The 16,252-nt window shown below is 64.0% G+C and carries 13 protein-coding genes; 4 read left to right on the top strand and 9 right to left on the bottom strand.

Going from position 1 to position 16,252, the window contains the following annotated elements; translation table 11 throughout:
- Nucleotides 1-134: 134 nt before the first annotated feature.
- Nucleotides 135-1,814 carry a benzoate-CoA ligase family protein gene (locus JQ567_RS31970; RefSeq protein WP_212442511.1) on the top strand — a complete coding sequence of 560 codons (1,680 nt, stop codon included), beginning with the start codon at nucleotides 135-137 and terminating at the stop codon, nucleotides 1,812-1,814.
- A gap of 28 nt (nucleotides 1,815-1,842) precedes the next feature.
- Complete coding sequence (locus JQ567_RS31965; RefSeq protein ID WP_212442510.1) at nucleotides 1,843-2,301, top strand: RidA family protein; 459 nt, start codon at nucleotides 1,843-1,845, stop codon at nucleotides 2,299-2,301.
- A gap of 1 nt (nucleotide 2,302) precedes the next feature.
- On the opposite strand, the gene JQ567_RS31960 is transcribed toward JQ567_RS31965, so the two are convergent.
- A complete protein-coding gene (locus JQ567_RS31960) occupies nucleotides 2,303-4,609 on the bottom strand; it encodes a penicillin acylase family protein (protein WP_312017501.1) in 2,307 nt (768 codons plus the stop codon).
- Between the two features lie 238 nt (nucleotides 4,610-4,847).
- Between JQ567_RS31960 and JQ567_RS31955 the strand changes: the two genes are divergently transcribed.
- Nucleotides 4,848-6,095 carry an aminotransferase class III-fold pyridoxal phosphate-dependent enzyme gene (locus tag JQ567_RS31955; protein WP_212442509.1) on the top strand — a complete coding sequence of 416 codons (1,248 nt, stop codon included), beginning with the start codon at nucleotides 4,848-4,850 and terminating at the stop codon, nucleotides 6,093-6,095.
- An 11-nt stretch (nucleotides 6,096-6,106) separates the two neighbouring features.
- Here the strand turns inward: JQ567_RS31955 and JQ567_RS31950 are convergent, their stop codons facing one another.
- From JQ567_RS31950 to JQ567_RS31915, 8 genes are all read right to left on the bottom strand, one after another.
- Nucleotides 6,107-7,390: an aspartate aminotransferase family protein gene (locus JQ567_RS31950; protein ID WP_212442508.1), complete on the bottom strand. Its 1,284-nt coding sequence runs from the start codon at nucleotides 7,388-7,390 to the stop codon at nucleotides 6,107-6,109.
- A gap of 5 nt (nucleotides 7,391-7,395) precedes the next feature.
- On the bottom strand, nucleotides 7,396-8,337 hold the full coding sequence (locus tag JQ567_RS31945) for a phosphotransferase (protein ID WP_312017503.1): 942 nt from the start codon (nucleotides 8,335-8,337) through the stop codon (nucleotides 7,396-7,398).
- 150 nt (nucleotides 8,338-8,487) lie between these two features.
- Nucleotides 8,488-9,423 (bottom strand): glyoxylate/hydroxypyruvate reductase A, encoded by a 936-nt coding sequence (locus tag JQ567_RS31940; RefSeq protein ID WP_212442506.1) that lies wholly within the window; start codon nucleotides 9,421-9,423, stop codon nucleotides 8,488-8,490.
- Between the two features lie 3 nt (nucleotides 9,424-9,426).
- Nucleotides 9,427-11,043, bottom strand: coding sequence for an ABC transporter ATP-binding protein (locus JQ567_RS31935; protein ID WP_212442505.1), 1,617 nt, complete (start codon nucleotides 11,041-11,043; stop codon nucleotides 9,427-9,429).
- 2 nt (nucleotides 11,044-11,045) lie between these two features.
- On the bottom strand, nucleotides 11,046-11,885 hold the full coding sequence (locus tag JQ567_RS31930; RefSeq protein ID WP_212442504.1) for an ABC transporter permease: 840 nt from the start codon (nucleotides 11,883-11,885) through the stop codon (nucleotides 11,046-11,048).
- Nucleotides 11,882-12,853, bottom strand: a complete 972-nt coding sequence (locus JQ567_RS31925) for an ABC transporter permease (protein ID WP_212269094.1) — start codon at nucleotides 12,851-12,853, stop codon at nucleotides 11,882-11,884. Before JQ567_RS31925 ends, JQ567_RS31930 begins: the two co-directional genes overlap by 4 nt.
- Nucleotides 12,854-12,945: 92 nt before the next feature.
- Nucleotides 12,946-14,526, bottom strand: coding sequence for an ABC transporter substrate-binding protein (locus JQ567_RS31920; RefSeq protein WP_212442503.1), 1,581 nt, complete (start codon nucleotides 14,524-14,526; stop codon nucleotides 12,946-12,948).
- Nucleotides 14,527-14,584: 58 nt separating this feature from the next.
- Nucleotides 14,585-15,358 carry a class II aldolase/adducin family protein gene (locus tag JQ567_RS31915; RefSeq protein WP_212442502.1) on the bottom strand — a complete coding sequence of 258 codons (774 nt, stop codon included), beginning with the start codon at nucleotides 15,356-15,358 and terminating at the stop codon, nucleotides 14,585-14,587.
- A gap of 152 nt (nucleotides 15,359-15,510) precedes the next feature.
- Between JQ567_RS31915 and JQ567_RS31910 the strand changes: the two genes are divergently transcribed.
- Nucleotides 15,511-16,197, top strand: coding sequence for a GntR family transcriptional regulator (locus JQ567_RS31910; RefSeq protein WP_212205668.1), 687 nt, complete (start codon nucleotides 15,511-15,513; stop codon nucleotides 16,195-16,197).
- Nucleotides 16,198-16,252 lie beyond the last annotated feature (55 nt).

Genomic DNA, 16,252 nt, shown 5'->3' with positions numbered 1-16,252 from the left:
CTTCCAAAAAAGATTGGAGCAGCCCTGAGCTGGGCCCTTGCGCCAAATTACTTTAAGTATAAAATGATTAGGAAAGTGAGCGCTGCCGGACGACCTTCTCGAGCCTTTCACCCCCAACACGAGGGCGATGGAAAATGTCAGGTAGAACATCAAACCTTGGCCCATCGGGTCATGTCGATGATTTCGCGCGGCGAAATCTGCCGCCGCCGGACCAATGGCCGGAACTGGTTCTCGACCGGCCGGAATTTCAATACCCCGAATATCTCAACGCCGCGGTCGAATTGACCGACCGGATCGTCGAGAAAGGCTTCGGTGATCGCACTGCGCTGATCGGCAATGGCCGCCAGCGGACTTATAAGGAACTCGCCGATTGGTCGAACCGCCTGGCGCATGCGCTGGTGGAGAATTACGGCGTCAAGCCCGGCAACCGCGTGCTGATCCGTTCCGGCAACAATCCCGCGCTGGTGGCGGCATGGCTCGCGGCGACCAAAGCGGGCGCCGTTGTCGTCAACACCATGCCGATGCTGCGCGCCGGTGAGTTGACCAAGATCATCGACAAGGCCGAGATCGCGCTGGCGCTGACCGACAGCCGCATCGCCGACGAACTGGTTGCCTGCGCCAAGACCAGCAAGTTTCTCAAGCAGGTGGTGAATTTCGACGGCACGTCGAACCATGACGCCGAACTCGATCGGGTGGCGCTCAACAAGCCGGTCCGCTTCGACGCCGTCAAGACCGGACGGGATGATGTCGCGCTGCTGGGATTTACCTCGGGTACCACGGGCGATCCGAAGGCGACGATGCATTTCCATCGCGATCTCCTGATCGTGGCCGATGGCTATGCGCGGGAAGTTCTCAACGTCACCGAAGACGATGTGTTCGTTGGTTCGCCGCCGCTGGCGTTTACGTTCGGCCTCGGCGGTCTTGCGATCTTTCCATTGCGGTTCGGTGCCACCGCGACTTTGCTGGAAAACGCTTCACCTCCCGAGATGGTCAAGATCATCGAGACCTACAAGGCCACGATCTGCTTTACGTCGCCAACGGCATATCGCGCGATGATGGCCGCGATGGACAAGGGCGCGGATCTGTCGTCGTTGCGGCTGGCGGTGTCGGCCGGCGAGACCTTGCCGGCGCCGGTGTTCGACAGCTGGACCCGCAAGACCGGAAAGCCAATTCTCGACGGCATCGGCAGCACCGAATTGCTGCACATCTTCATCACCAACCGGGTTGGAGAGGCCGTCGCGGGAACGACCGGGCTCCCGGTGTCCGGTTACGAGGCCAAGATCGTTGACGATGACATGAAGGAATTGCCGGCGGGCACGGTCGGCAAGCTCGCGGTCCGCGGCCCGACCGGATGTCGCTATCTCGCGGATTCACGGCAATCGAACTATGTGCGCGACGGCTGGAACCTGACCGGTGATTCCTTTGTCCGCGACGAGCAGGGACGCTTGTCGTTCGTGGCGCGGTCGGACGACATGATCGTCTCCTCCGGCTACAACATCGCGGGCCCCGAGATCGAAGCCGCACTGCTGACGCATCCGGCGGTCGCCGAATGCGGCGTCGTCGGCGCGCCCGACGAGGCGCGCGGCATGATCGTCAAGGCCTACATTGTGGTCGCTTCCGGTATCGACGCCGACGCGGCGCTGGTGACGGCGTTGCAGGATCACGTCAAGCGCGAGATCGCGCCCTACAAATATCCGCGCGCGATCGAATTCGTCGCGCAACTGCCCAAGACCGAGACCGGCAAGTTGCGGCGTTTCGCTCTGCGGGAGATGGCGCAAGCCAATCCGGCCTCAGCGGGCATGGCCGCGGAATGAATAAATTGGAAGTGATGGAGAGATTTTTGTGAGCACGCAAAAAGGGTCCACGCTGGCGGTGCTGCCGGTGGCGAAGGATGAGGTGCCGGCTTCGGGCTTGCAGATCCTGCAGCCGAGCGGCTGGCCGGTGCCGAAGGGTTACGCCAACGGCATGGCCGCCGACGGCCGCCTGGTGGTGACCGGCGGCGTGATCGGTTGGGACGCCGAGAACGTTCTGGCCGACGGCTTCATCGCGCAGGTGCGCCAGACGCTGGAGAACATCTCCGCGATCCTCGCCGAGGGAGGCGCGAAGCCTGAACACCTGGTGCGGCTGACCTGGTACGTCGTCGACATCGAGGAATATCTGGCGAACCTGAAAGCGCTCGGAAAAGTGTATCGCGAAACTTTTGGCGCGCATTACCCGGCGATGGCGCTGGTACAGGTGGTGCGGCTTGTTGAGAAGGCCGCACGGGTCGAGATCGAGGCGACGGCCGTGGTGCCGCGCTAGGTCACCTGCTGAGTGTCTGGTGTGAACTCGCCCCGCGCTTGATTGCTTCCCAATCGTAGAGCATCGGCACCATTTCGCCTTTCGCCCATGTCGCGTTCTGGTTTGCGTAATGCGGACTGGCCGGATGGCCCGACGCGCCGTGGAAGACGATCCACCGGCAGTTGTTCCATGCGCCGACGTCGAAGACGTAGCGGGACAGTGCAGACGAGGTGGCCTGGAAGCCAAGTTTCATCGAATATCCCGCCATGAATACGCAATCATTGTCGCCGGATATCTTGGCGCAATCCTTGTCGAGCTGGCCGGCATGATCGGGGAAAGCGGCCGAGAGTGCGTGCTTGAGCTTTGGCGTATGCAGCGTGCCCCAATCGGCGGTCGGCGCATTCTTCGACACCGTGACCACAGCCTCGCGCAGCAGCTCATTCCATGTCGCGCCGTTCAACAGGCTCTCGTCATTGCTGCGCAGCAGTTGCGGCAGCGTCCACCAGAACTGGACTTCCGGAAACAGTCCCGGTGCCACCTTGGTGAAATCGCTGTCGGCGGTCTTGTCGAGGCCCGATCGGCGAAGCGCGAGCTTTGTCAGTTCCAGCCGGACGGCGGAATACGCCGCGGCCGCGACCGAGTCGCCGCGCATCTCGCCGTCCCAGCCGAGGATCAGGTCGCACAATTGCTTCGTCTTTGCCGGCAGCCCGATCGCGCGTAGGCGTTCGCGGATTTCGATGGCGGGAATGCTCAGAAGGTCGCGGTGAATGGCCGGCATCTGCTCGGGCGAGGGCCGCTTCAATTCCTTGAGCCGCAGCCAGATGCGGCGGGTGCGGTGCGGCGGCATCGGGTCGGTCGAGAGATATGGTTCGCGCTCGGGCTCCACCACGCGATTATTGGCGGTCACGATCATTCCTTTATCCGGCGCAATCGTGTGCGGCATATCCTCGAACGGTACCATGCCGTCCCATTCGTGCTCGCCGGTCCAGCCCGGCACCGGCAGCCAGCCATTGGAGCGCGGCCGCTTCGGCACCAATGCGCGCACGCGATGGCCGATTTTGCCTGACGTGTCGCCAGCAACGACATTGTGGTCCATCAGCGCAAAGCCGCGCGTCGCTTCGTATAACTGCTCGACCGATTTGGCGCGCAGCATCCGCACCATGCAATCGAACGACGAATCAGGCACCGCGAACTGCACAGACTTGAGCGCCAGCGCAGTGCCCTTCATGGGATCGCCGGCGATGACGGGACCATGCTGGGTTTCAACGACGTTGATCGTGACGTCATTGCCGTTGCGCACCTTGATGGTCTCGGGGCGATGCGTCGCGGGCAGCATCTCTCCTTTGAAGCGATAGTGGCGGGCGTCGGCGTCGAATTGCTCGACATAGAGATCGTGGATGTCGACAAAGGCATGCGTCACGCACCAGGCGACATTGGGCGTGTGCCCGAAATGCGGGAAACCGGGCACGCCGGGGACGGTGAGGCCGATGACGTCGAACTCGTCGCAGGCGAGATGCGCCTGTGCGTACATGTTCGGCATCTCCAATAAACGGTGCGGATCGCCGGCAACAATCGCCCGGCCGGTCGCGGTGCGCTCGGCCGAGATCGCCCAATTGTTGCTGCCGCCGTCGAGCTCCGCGCCCATCTGCTCCTGCGCGGTCGCCAGCAGGGCGGTTATGCCGGGCTTGAGATCGGCAAGAACAGCCGCGAGCCGCTTGCCTTCGACGCCCGGCGGCACGCACAGCAGATCGCTGCCGCCATCATCGAAACGCAGCTTTGCGATGTTGTCGGCGCCGACGACAGGCAGCGCCGCGGCGCGCCAAAGCTTCCACCACACCGATCCCATCAGGAATCCGATTTGCCGCATCACCGCGATGGAATGCCAGGGCTCCCAGGCCATCGGTTCGCAGCCGAGGATCTTGTATTCGACCGGCCATCGGCGCAGCGCGATGAACGCGTTGACGCCGCGCGCGTACGCCACCAGCATCGCCTTGGCCTCGTCGCCGAGCAGGGCGTAGTCACGGCGCGAGGCGGCGTCGCCATTCATCTGCCGGGCAATTACATCGCCGGCAACAGCGCGGGCGCCGAGCCATTCGGCATATCGGCCGGTGCCGCGTCGCAGCAGCGCTTCCATCTGCCAGAGCCGGTCCTGCGCCTGTGCAAATCCAAGCCCGGCGAATGCATCCTGAAAGGTGCCGCCGCGGACATGCGGGATGCCCCACGCATCGCGCCAGATGTCGACATGGCCGAGCAGCCCCTTCACCTGCGCCGGGCTGACATAGTCCGGCAGGTGATCGGCTGGATTGATCCGGTTGGAGGTTGCGGTCACAGGGCGCTCCCGAGCTTTTCTGATTTGTTGTTCTTGCGGCGGACGCATCATACGCATGCGCGCATGCAATGCCATGCCTGATAGCTGCACCGGAACGGGTTCGCATTTCGTCGGCACCTTGCCGTTATTCGCATGCGATGCTTTGATGGCGGGATGGAGCCTCCCCCCTCATCGAAGCGGGGAGCGACCACGTCTGCGGCACGCGAGAAAAACAATAAGCGCACACCAAGAGGACGCCATGAACAAGCAAGCAGCGGTATTGAGCGAAACACAGAGCGCGGATGCGATGTTGCGGGCGCGAGCCCAGCGCGTGGTGCCCGGCGGCATGTGGGGACATCTCAACGCTGCGCGGCTGCCGGAAGGCTATCCGCAGTTCTTCGCCTCCGCCGAGGGATGCCGGGTGCGCGACGTCGACGGGCGCGAATATATCGACTTCATGTGCAGCTGGGGGCCGGTGCTGCTCGGCCATCGCCACCCCGAAGTGCAGGCCGCGGCCGAGGCGCAGGCCGCCCTGGGCGATTGTCTGAACGGGCCGGGCGAAGTCATGGTGGATCTGGCCGAAGATTTCGTCGCGATGGTGCCGCATGCGGACTGGGCGATGTTCCAGAAGAACGGCGGTGACGCGACCACGGCCTGCGTGACCATCGCACGGGCCGGCACCGGTCGGCGCAAGGTGCTAGTCGCCAAGGGCAGCTATCACGGCGCGCTGCCCTGGTGCTCGCCGAGCGTGGCCGGCGTCACCAGCGAAGACCGCGCGCACCTGCTGCACTTCGAGTATAACAACGTCGCGAGCCTGCAGGCGGCGGTCGATGAAGCGGGAAAGGATCTTGCCGCGATCGTGGTGACGGGCTTCAGACACGATATCGCCCGCGATCTCGAATTGCCGACGCGCGAATTCGCCGCCGCTGCCCGCGGCGCGTGCGACGCCGCTGACGCCGCGCTCATTCTCGACGAGGTGCGCACCGGGCTGCGGCTCGATATCAGGGGAAGCTGGGAGGCGCTCGGCGTGCGGCCGGATCTGGCCGCCTGGAGCAAGGCAATCGCCAACGGCTACGCGCTGGCGGCAGTGACCGGCAATGACAAATTCCGCGAGGCGGCAACAAAGGTGTTCGTGACAGGCTCGTTCTGGTGCGGCACCGTGGCGATGGCGGCGGCACGGACGACGCTGCGGATCGCGCGGGAAACCGATGTGCCCGGGCATATCCGCACCATGGGCCTGCGGCTGCGCGAGGGGCTGGCGTCGCTGGCGAACCAGCACGGCGTCGCGATCCGCCAGAGTGGCCCGCCGCAGATGCCGCTGATGCTGTTCGACGCCGATCCGGATGTGAAGAAAGGCCGGGCGTTCTGTTCAGCGGCTTTGCGGCACGGCGCGTTCTTTCATCCCGTGCACAACATGTTCCTGTCATCGGCCCATCAAGCCGCCGATATCGACGCGGCGCTGGAGGCGGCCTCGCACGGCTTCAAGGCCGTCCGCGCGCTTACCTAGTTGCTTTGCGGCTATTTCAGCGCCTGCAAAACCTGATCGAGTTTCTCGACCAGCACGTCCGCATGCGCAGTGGTGAACACCAGCTGCGGCCGGATCTTGAGAACATTGGCTTGCGGTCCGGCGGCGCTGATCAGCACGTGCCGCTCGCGCAGCATGTTGACGATGGCTGCGGTTTCGCTGGCGGCCGGCGTTCCGGTGGGACCGCCTTGCCGCAGTTCCACGCCAAAGAACAATCCGGCGCCGCGCACCTCTGATATCAATGGATGGCGCGCCTGCAGTTGCCGAAACTGTTCACGCAGATAGGCGCCGACGCGCTGTGCATTCGCAAGCAAGCCCTCGGACTCGATCACTTCGAGCACGGCTATTCCGGCCGCCGCCGAGACGGGATTGCCGCCAAAGGTGTTGAAATAGCGTGAGCGCGCGCCGAATTCGGCCAGCACTTCCGGACGCGCGGCCATGCCGGCGACCGGATGGCCATTGCCCATCGGCTTGCCCATCGTGACCAGATCGGGAATGAGACCGTGGCGGGCAAAGCCCCACATCTGCTCGCCGGTGCGGCCGAAACCGGGCTGCACCTCGTCGGCGATAAAGATGCCGCCGGCCGCACGCACCGCTTCGACCGCGGGGCGCAGGAAGCCCGCGGGATCAGCGAACACGCCGTCGCTGGAGAAGATCGTGTCGACCAACAGTCCGGCCGGGCGAATGCCGTTTTTGCGCATGTCGTCGAGCGCGCCGCGAACGTGCCGTGCGAAGGTCTCACCGGTGTCGTCGCCGGCAGAACGCGGCGCCGGCACCAGCCGGGCGTGGCTGTCCTTCGCCATCGGCAGCCCGAGTGAAGGTGACAGCTCGGCCAGCGCGCTGGTGACGCCGTGATAGGCGGTTTCCGTCACGATGAAGCCGGTGCCGCCGGTGCAGGTGCGGGCCACGCGCAGCGCAAGATCGTTGGCCTCGCTGCCGGTGCAGGTAAACATGATCTGGCTGATCGCGGCCGGGAAGGTGGCGAGGAGTTTTTCGGCATAATCGAGCACGGTCTCGTGCAGATAGCGCGTATGGGTGTTCAGCACCGCGGCCTGCCGCGCGATCGCCTGCACGACGTGCGGATGCGAGTGGCCGACCGACGCCACGTTGTTATAGGCGTCCAGATACGCATTCCCTGCGGGATCGTAGAGCCACACGCCTTCGCCGCGGACAAACTGCACCGGTTGTTCGTAGAACAGACGGTAGGCCGGTCCGAGCAGTCGCTTGCGCCGTGCGATCAAGTCGTTGGCCGAAGCAGCCTCATGGTTGGTGGACATCTATCTTACTCCGAATTGCAGGCAGACTGAATCTGCTGCCGGGCCTGGGCCCGGGGAATACCAGCGATTCGCTGCAGCCTGCCCCAGGCCGCCGGATTGTTGCGTAGAATATAATCCCGATTCCCGGGATAGCGGATGGCCCGCCAGCTGCTGATTACGATGGTCATGACCATGCGCGTCGCGATCAGATCGAACAAGATCTCGAATTCGATCGGGTCGAGCGGCATGACCGCATGGTAGGCCCCGATCATGTCGCAGGCGGGCGCGAGCGGATCGTTGCCATCGACGACCTGGTACGCCGCCGTCACGGCGAGGTCGATGACGCGGGCGGTCGATGTCATGTCGCCAAAGTCGATGATTCCCGCGATGCGCTCGCTGTTGGCGGAATCGACGACGATATTGTGCGGGTTGAGATCGTTATGAAGCGGCTGTTTGGGCAGGTCCGACAGCACGGGAAGGGCGTGCGTCTCGAACCGGTCGAGGGTGCGCTCGACGAGAGTGCGTCGGTCGGCCGGCACGGCGTCGATCAGCGGACGCAATTCGGCGGCGTGCTGAAGATCCCACAGCAGCTTGTGGTTGGCGCCGGGATGCCGGAAATTGGAAAGCCCCCGCGCCATCCGTGCGGCGCACTGGCCGAGGTCGCGCCGCAGTGCCGCTGAACTCTCGACGGTGTGGAAGGGCGTTCCGGCAAGAAAGGACAACAGACGCACCACCCTGGTCGAACCGTCGTCGAAGCCGATATCGAGTTCCTTTGCGCCGTTCAACGCCGGGAAGATGCGCGGCACCGGCAGGCCGGGGTCGGCGGCGGCCAGCTGAACCAGGGCTTCGGTCTGCAGATTCGTGACCGCGCGATCCTCTGTGGGGTTCGCGATCTTCAGCACATATTCGCGGCCATCCGGCGTCCGCAGGCGAAAATTCTGATCACGCTCGCTGTCGAGGCGACGCACCGTGACGGGCAAGCCGTAATGTTCGGCCGCCAATTGCTTGGCGAGCGATTCCGGAATGCTTGATGCGGCGCGCAGGCCATCGATCGGATGTGCCGCGTCAATCGCGGGAGAGGAGTCTGGCACCGCAGTGTCCTTTGGGCGTGCGACCGGTCAATAGCCGCGCTGGCGGTCGATGGCGTTCGGCGGCCGTCGGCCGGTTTGTATTGCGTCGGCGGTTGCGACGACCGTGGTCGCAACGGCCTCGACCCGGACTTCGCAGGCGTCGTGTGGCGTCACGACGATTTTGGGATGATGCCAGAACGGATGGGCCGGCGCCAGCGGTTCGGCCGCAAACACGTCGAGTGCGGCGCCGTCGAGTTGACCGCTCTCCAGCGCGGCCAGCAGGTCCGCATCGACCAGATGTTCGCCGCGTCCGACCTGGATGAGATAGCCGCCGCGGCGCATGCGGACGAACAGTTCTGCGTTGAGAATGCCCTGGGTCTCCTGCGTCAGCGGCAGCAGGTTCACCAGCACCTCGCTTTCGCCAAGCATGGCAGCGAGGCCGGCGGGGCCGTGGAATCCCCGGACGGAGGCGGGCGTCGGCTTCGCCGTCCGGCTCCACGCCATGACGGGGAAACCGAGCTGCGCAAGGTCGGCGGCAACGCGCTGGCCGATTTCGCCGTAACCGAGGATGCCGACCGGCACGTCCTGCGCGGCACGCTGCGGGAGGCGCTTCCAGATTCCGTTACGCTGCTGGGCCAGATAAGTTGCAAAACGCCGCTGATGCGAGATCACATGCCAGATGACAAAGCCTGACATCGTCTGCGCCTGCAGGGGATCGACGATGCGAACGACGTCGATATCCGGCCGCAGGCTCGGGCAGGCGACAATATTGTCGACGCCGGCGCCGATCGAACAGACCGCCTTCAGGTTCGGATAACGCTCGAAGGCGTCGGCCGGCGGGTGCCACGCGATCGCAAGGCTGATGTCCGCGTCGGACCCGTTGCGGCGATGATCGACGATTTCGATGCGGTCGGCGATGCGAGCGAATTCTGTGCCGAGGTAGCCTCTGATATCGAGGCTGCTGCTGACGAGCGCACAACGCATCGTTCACGCCGCCTTGGAAGATGATATCTGGCCGGGCACCGCGGCAAGAAGTTCGCGCGTATAAGGGTGCTCGGGAGCGGAGAACAGTGCTGCGGCAGGCCTGAGCTCGACGATGGACCCGCGCTGCATCACCGCGATCCGGTCGCAGATCTGGGCTGCCACCCGCAAATCATGGGTAATGAACAGCATCGACAGCCCCAGGCGCGTCTTGAGGTCTTCGAGCAGGTTCAGAACCTGCGCCTGCACGGAGACGTCGAGCGCGGAGACGGCCTCATCGGCCACCAGGATTTCCGGATCGAGCGCCAAAGCCCGGGCGATCCCGATCCGCTGCCGCTGGCCGCCGGAGAATTCGTGTGGAAAACGTTCCATCGCACTCGCATTGAGGCCCACCAGACCCAGCAATTCATGGGCGCGTTGTCGCGCCGCCGCAGGCTCCGCGCCGTGCGCGATCGGGCCATCGGTGATGATGTTGCCGACCTTGCGGCGCGGATTGAGCGACGCGAACGGATCCTGAAACACCATCTGGATGCGCTTGCGCTGCTCGCGCAGCGCCTTGCCGTTGATGCGCGTCAGGTCGGTTTCGCCGAGCCGGACGGTACCGCGATCCGGCTCGATCAGCCGCATGATCAGGCGCGCGATGGAAGATTTGCCGGAACCGGATTCGCCGACCAGCCCGAGCGTTTCGCCTTGAAAAATGTCGAAACTGACTTCCTTGGCGGCCTGGACGCTACGCGTCGGCTGAAACCAGCCGCCGCCGCTGACATAGGTTTTCTCGATACCGATCACCTCGACCACTTTCGGCCGATCGAGCCGGGAAACGCGCGCCGGCGGCTGCAGCTTCGGAACGGCCGCAAGCAGCGCCCGGGTATAGGGATGTTGCGGACGCTGCAGCACGTCGTCGGCTGCGCCCTGTTCGACCACCTTGCCGTGCTGGAGCACGACAACGCGATCGGCGATGTCGGCCACGACGCCGAAATCATGGGTGATGAACATGACGGCCATGTTGCGGCGGCGCTGCAGGTCGCGGATCAGTTTCAGGATTTGCGCCTGCGTGGTGACGTCGAGCGCGGTTGTCGGTTCATCAGCGACCAGCACGGCCGGTTCGAGCGCCAGCGCCATCGCGATCATCGCGCGCTGCCGCTGGCCGCCGGAGAGCTGGTGCGGATAGGCGCGCACGCTGCGTTCGGGGTCGGGCAGGCCGACCTCTCGCAGCAGGCTGAGCGCCTTTTGTCTTCGTTCCTTCGGCGTCAACAGACCATGCGCCTCGAACATCTCGGCGATCTGGTCGCCGATCCGCATCAACGGGTTGAGCGCCGTCATCGGCTCCTGAAACACCATGGCAACGCGGCGGCCACGCAAGCCCAGCCAGCCATCCGCGTCGAGGGTCAGCAGGTTTTGGCCGCCAAAGGTGATTTCGCCGGCCTCGGCGATCACGGTGTCGGGCAAGAGGCCCATCAGGGCATGCGCGCACATCGACTTGCCCGAGCCGGATTCGCCGACGACGCAAAGGATCTTGCCGGCGGTGAGCTCGAACGACACGCCGTCCACTGCGTAAGCGCGGTCGCTGCCGGGCGGCAGCGCCAGTTTGAGGTCTTTGATGACTACGGCAGCGTCAGACATGCTCAGCGCCCGTCCTTGTTGAGACGCGGGTTGAGCGCATCGTTGAGGCCTTCGCCGATCAGGTTCAGCGCCAGCACCGAGATCAGGATGGCGACGCCGGGAAACACCGTGATCCACCAGGCCTGGCGAATGACGGTGCGGCCGGCGCCGACCATGTAGCCCCACGACATCAGATTGGGATCGCCAAGGCCGAGAAACGACAGCGAGGATTCGAGCAGGATCGCGGTGGCGACCATCAGCGACGCCAGCACGATGACGGGGGAGAGGGCGTTGGGCAGGATCTCGCGCCAGATGATCCAGCTGTTGGTCTGCCCGGTCACGATCGCCGCCTGCACATATTCGCGGGTGCGGAGCGACAGCACCTCGCCGCGGACGAGGCGCGCCACCGGCGGCCAGCTGACGATGGCAATCGCGATCACGATCGAGACGATCGACGGCTGCAGCACGGCGACCAGCACGATCGCCAGTGCAAAGCTCGGCACGGTCTGGAAGAATTCGGTGAAGCGCATCAGGGCGTCACCGATCCGGCCGCCGAAATAGCCGGCCGCGGCGCCTATGGGAATGCCGACCGCGAGCGCCGCCAGCGTCGAGACGAGCCCGACCAGCAGCGAGACGCGGGCGCCATAGATGATGCCCGCCATCACGTCGCGGCCGAGCGCGTCGGTGCCGAGCGGCAGGCCGGCCAGCGTGAACGGCGGCAGGAACGGCCGCTGCACCATGCGCCAGGGCGAGGTCGGAAACAGCAAGGGACCGAACACCGCGACCACAATCGCGATGGTCAGGATCACGAGGCCGATCAGGCCACCGGGATTGCGGAGCATCAATCTCCAGAACTGTCTCATGCGGCGAACTCGATGCGGGGATCGACCGAGCGGTAGATCAGGTCGGTGATCAGGTTGAAGGCCAGCACCATCGCCGAGCAAACGACGAAGACGCCCAGCAGCAGATTATAGTCGCGCTGCAGCAGCGCCTCGTACATCAGGCGGCCGATGCCGGGCCAGGCGAACACGGTTTCGGTCAACACGGCGCCGCCGACCAGCGTGCCCGCCTGCAATCCGGCCAATGTCACGACCGGCAGCAGCGCGTTCCTCAGCACGTGACGGCGCTGGATCACGGCATCACGCAAACCCTTGGCGCGGGCGGTCTTGACGAAGTCGAGCCGCTTGACCTCGAGCATCGAGGCGCGCGTCATGCGGGCGTAGGTGGCCATGAAGAACAGGCCGATCGTCGTCGCCGGCATGATCAGATGGGCGCCGACATCCAGCACGTGGGCGAGCCCGGTGTAACCAGCACCCACCGTCTCGTAGCCAAAGCTGGGCAGCCAATCCATCGTGACCGAGAACAGCAGGATCGCCATCAGCGCGACCCAGAACAGCGGCGTGGCATAGAAGATCAGCGCCAGGACCGTGATAAGGGTATCGGTCCAGCTGCCTGCGCGGCGCGCCGCCAGCGTTCCGAACAGGACGCCGAAGGCGAGTGAAATCGCAAACGCGGTGCCGGTCAGCAGCAGGGTGGCGGGAAGCCGGTCGAGGATCAGCTTTGAAACCGGCATTTGCTGGCGGAACGAAAAGCCGAGATCGAGACTGACGATGCCCTTGACGTAAAGAAACAGTTGCACCGGCAGAGGCTGGTCGAGGCCGAATTTTTCGCGGAGCTGGGCGAGGAAGATCTGGTCGCCGGCGCCGGCTTCACCGGCCATCACCAGCGCCGGATCGCCGGGCGCCAGCCGGATCAGGAAAAAGTTGAGGACGACAATTGCCAGCAGGACGATGACGGCCTTGCCAATGCGCTGGGCAATGAATGCGAGCATCGTGTGGATTTCCGCTGCGTTCGAGGCGTGGTGTTGGAATTTCCGACCGCGGCGAGACGCCGGAGCGCCGCCGCGATCTGGATGTTACGGAGTTACTTTTCGATCCATGCGTCTCGGAAGCCGTCATTGACGCCGATCGCGGTCGTGACGAGGTTCTTGACGTTACAGCGGGTGATGGTGGGGAACTGCAGTTCGAGCAGCCATGCCACCGGCACGTCGTCGGTCAGGATCTTCTGCGCCTTGGTGTAGATCTCCTGGCGCTTGGAATCCGGGAAGGCGACGGCGCCGTCCGCGAACAGTTGATCGATCTCCGGATTCGAATAGCCCTCGACGTTGTTGAACGGCGAGCCCTTCGTTATCTGGCTCGAGACGTAATTGCGGCCGACGCCGAGCGCGGGGTCGCCGTACTGGTACAGATAGGTGAAGGCGATATCGTAGTCCCAGTCGGCGGTTTTCTGATTCCAGCCGGGGACATCGGTCGCCACCATTTCGATATTGATGCCGACGTCCTGCAGATTCTGCTTCACGGCCTCGGCCCAACGCTGCCAGGTTTCGCCATAGGGCAGCGGCAGCAGGCGAACCTTCTCGCCATTGTAGCCGGCCTCCTTCAGCAGTGCCTTCGCCTTCGCCGGGTTGAAATCGTATTTCGTCACCGCGTCGGTGTAGTACTTGATCGAAGAGCCGGATGGGCCGGTCGCGACCTTGCCGAGGCCGTTCCAGATCACGTCCTTTGCAAAATTGCGGTCGATCGCGAACATCACGGCCTGACGGAATTTCTTGTTGGCCGTCGGCCCGGAGCGGTTGTTGAGCCACAGCCACGAATGCGGGCTGAAGAATTCCCAGCCAGCGCCGGTGACGCAGACGTTCTTGAGTTTGCTCAGGCGCGGAACGTCGAAATTCTCGACCGAACCGCCCGGCAGCACGTCGACCTTGCCGGTCTCGAACGCCACCGATCGCGCCGCGGCGTCGGGAATGACGTGCCAGTAGATTTCGTCGAGGTTCGGCTTGCCCTTGATGTAGTAGTTCGGGTTCTTGACCAGCCGGATGAAGGAGCCCTTCTGCCATTCCTTGAACATGAAAGGGCCGGTGCCAATAGGCGTATTGTTGGCCGGGTTGGTCTTGTAGTCGGTTCCTTCATAGATGTGCTTCGGAATCATCGGCATCGAGCCGACTTCGAAGATGCCGAGGAACGGCCCGAACGGCTGCTTCAGCGTGAACACGACGGTGGATTCGTCGGGCGTCTCGATCTTGTCGACCTGGACCAGATTGTTGCGTCCACGCGGATGGGTCTGCTTGAGGAATTCGATCGAGAACGCCACGTCGGCCGACGTGAACGGCTTGCCGTCATGCCAGGTGACACCCTTCCTGAGCTTGAACGAGTAGACCTTGCCGTCTTCGCTGACGCTCCAGCTTTCGGCCAGACCCGGCTGCGGCTCCAGCTTCGGGCTATAGCGCAGCAGGCCTTCATAAATATTGCCGGACACCATCTGGGTCGGGCCGTTCTGCACGATGCCCATCATCAGGCCTGGCGGTTCGGGCTGGATCACGGCATTGACGACGCCGCCTGCCTTCGGCTCTTGCGCAAAGGCTGTGCTGGTAAAGGCTGTGCTTGAAAGGGCTGCGCCGGAAAGGCCGCCTACCACAGCAAGACCCATAACAAATTGCTTCAGCATGACATCTCTCTCTTGATCGCCTGAGCGGCGCGCGTTGCGTTGAAGTTTGAGTGTGCGGCTAGTTCATGAAATCCGGATCGGTGCGCTCCAGCATCCGCTTGAAGGCGACCCATTCGATGTCGGGAACACCGTTGAGTTCGATGCTGTCGTAGAAGGTCGCGTATTGGTCCGCGGTCTTGCGGGCGACGGATGCGGAGAGCGGCACGATCTCGGCGCCCGCGCCCTGGACCGCGAGCTGGGCGCGGCACGAGCGCTCCAGATTGTGCATCAGCTTGAAGGCTTCGGCGACTGAGCGGCCGCAGGTGAGCACGCCGTGGTTGCGCAAAACCATGACGAACTTGTCGCCGAGGTCGGCGACAAGCCGCTCGCGCTCATCCAGGTCGAGCGCGATGCCTTCGTAGTCGTGATAGGCGAGGCAGTCGGTGAACTGCATCGACCATTGATTGAGCGGGAGCAGTCCCTCTCTCTGGCAGGACACCGCGACGCCGGCGACGGTGTGGGTGTGCAGCACGCAGGCAGCATCCGTTCGCGCCGCATGCACGGCGCTGTGAATGGTGAATCCGGCCGGGTTGATGCCGAGGTTCATCGGGTCGTCGATGACGTTGCCGTCGATATCGACGGTGACCAGATTGGACGCGGTGACCTCTTCAAACCGCAGGCCGTAGGGGTTGATCAGAAAGCGGTCATGGCTGCCCGGCAGCCGGGCCGAGATATGGGTGTAGATGCTGTCGTCGAGGCCGAGCCGGTGAATCAGCCGGTAGGCGGCGGCGAGATCGATCCGGGCTTGCCGGGTTCCGTCCTTGATGGCCGGGGGCGGTACGTGGGCTGTCATTATGGGAATGCACCTCTTGGAACTGTTCCAAGGGTTGCATCGCAACACGGCTCATGGCAAGACTAAACTGTCGACAATCGACGATTAAATAATGTACAAGTGGTAAAACCGGCTCAAAACCTGACGAGAACGGGCCAAAACGGACCATTTTGATGCGCACACTGTCTCCGCCGGTCGGGCTGCCAGCCCTCGCCGACACCGATCTGGTCGGTCAGGTCGCCCGTCTTCTGACCCAGGCGGTGGTCGAAGGCCGGCTGGCGCCGGGTTCCAAAGTCGTGGAAGCGGGGATCGCGAGGGAGCTTGGCGTGAGCCGGGCGCCGGTGCGAGAGGCCGCGCGGCTGCTGGAACAGCAGGGACTGCTGGTGGCCAGTCCGCGCCGCGGCTTCTTCGTCCGCAAATTCGCCGCCGACGATATCGACGACATCTATGATCTCAGGCTGTGCGTCGAGCGGCACGCGGCCGTGCTCGCCGCGCGCAACCTCACGCCGGAGACGCGCGACATGCTGCGGCGGCAGATCGACGTGCTGCACCAGACCGCCGATCTCGAGGATCCCGCAAGGCAGGTCGAGGAGGACTACCGGTTTCACCGCCTGATCTGCGAGATCGCGGCGAACCGGCGGCTGTTGCGGTTGTTCGACGATCTCGCATCGGAAATGCGCATGGTGATCGGCCTGATCGGCCGGCTGTACGACGATCCGCATGAAATCGCCCGCACGCACGAACCCGTGCTCGCGGCCATCGAACAAGGCCATCCCGAACGTATCGTGGCGCATATCGACTATCACATCGGTCACGCGTGGCGCGAAGTCGGAAAACTCGTGCGGGAGATTCCCGCTTAGCCGGCGGCGCTCGCTGGTGCGCGCCAGATTTCATTTACAGAAAACAGGAGTATTC

It is taken from the genome of Bradyrhizobium sp. AUGA SZCCT0431, assembly GCF_018131065.1.
Lineage (GTDB): Bacteria > Pseudomonadota > Alphaproteobacteria > Rhizobiales > Xanthobacteraceae > Bradyrhizobium.
Note: the sequence above shows the minus strand (reverse complement) of the source record. Positions and strands in the feature narration are given on the sequence as shown.

What these genes read in the sequence shown, in the direction of transcription:
- JQ567_RS31970 (WP_212442511.1), top strand. Translation starts at nt 135, where the DNA reads ATGTCAGGTAGAACATCAAACCTTGGCCCATCGGGTCATGTCGATGAT.
- JQ567_RS31955 (WP_212442509.1), top strand. Translation starts at nt 4,848, where the DNA reads ATGAACAAGCAAGCAGCGGTATTGAGCGAAACACAGAGCGCGGATGCG.
- JQ567_RS31950 (WP_212442508.1), bottom strand. Translation starts at nt 7,390, where the DNA reads ATGTCCACCAACCATGAGGCTGCTTCGGCCAACGACTTGATCGCACGG.
- JQ567_RS31940 (WP_212442506.1), bottom strand. Translation starts at nt 9,423, where the DNA reads ATGCGTTGTGCGCTCGTCAGCAGCAGCCTCGATATCAGAGGCTACCTC.
- JQ567_RS31935 (WP_212442505.1), bottom strand. Translation starts at nt 11,043, where the DNA reads ATGTCTGACGCTGCCGTAGTCATCAAAGACCTCAAACTGGCGCTGCCG.
- JQ567_RS31930 (WP_212442504.1), bottom strand. Translation starts at nt 11,885, where the DNA reads ATGAGACAGTTCTGGAGATTGATGCTCCGCAATCCCGGTGGCCTGATC.
- JQ567_RS31925 (WP_212269094.1), bottom strand. Translation starts at nt 12,853, where the DNA reads ATGCTCGCATTCATTGCCCAGCGCATTGGCAAGGCCGTCATCGTCCTG.
- JQ567_RS31920 (WP_212442503.1), bottom strand. Translation starts at nt 14,526, where the DNA reads ATGCTGAAGCAATTTGTTATGGGTCTTGCTGTGGTAGGCGGCCTTTCC.
- JQ567_RS31915 (WP_212442502.1), bottom strand. Translation starts at nt 15,358, where the DNA reads ATGACAGCCCACGTACCGCCCCCGGCCATCAAGGACGGAACCCGGCAA.
- JQ567_RS31910 (WP_212205668.1), top strand. Translation starts at nt 15,511, where the DNA reads ATGCGCACACTGTCTCCGCCGGTCGGGCTGCCAGCCCTCGCCGACACC.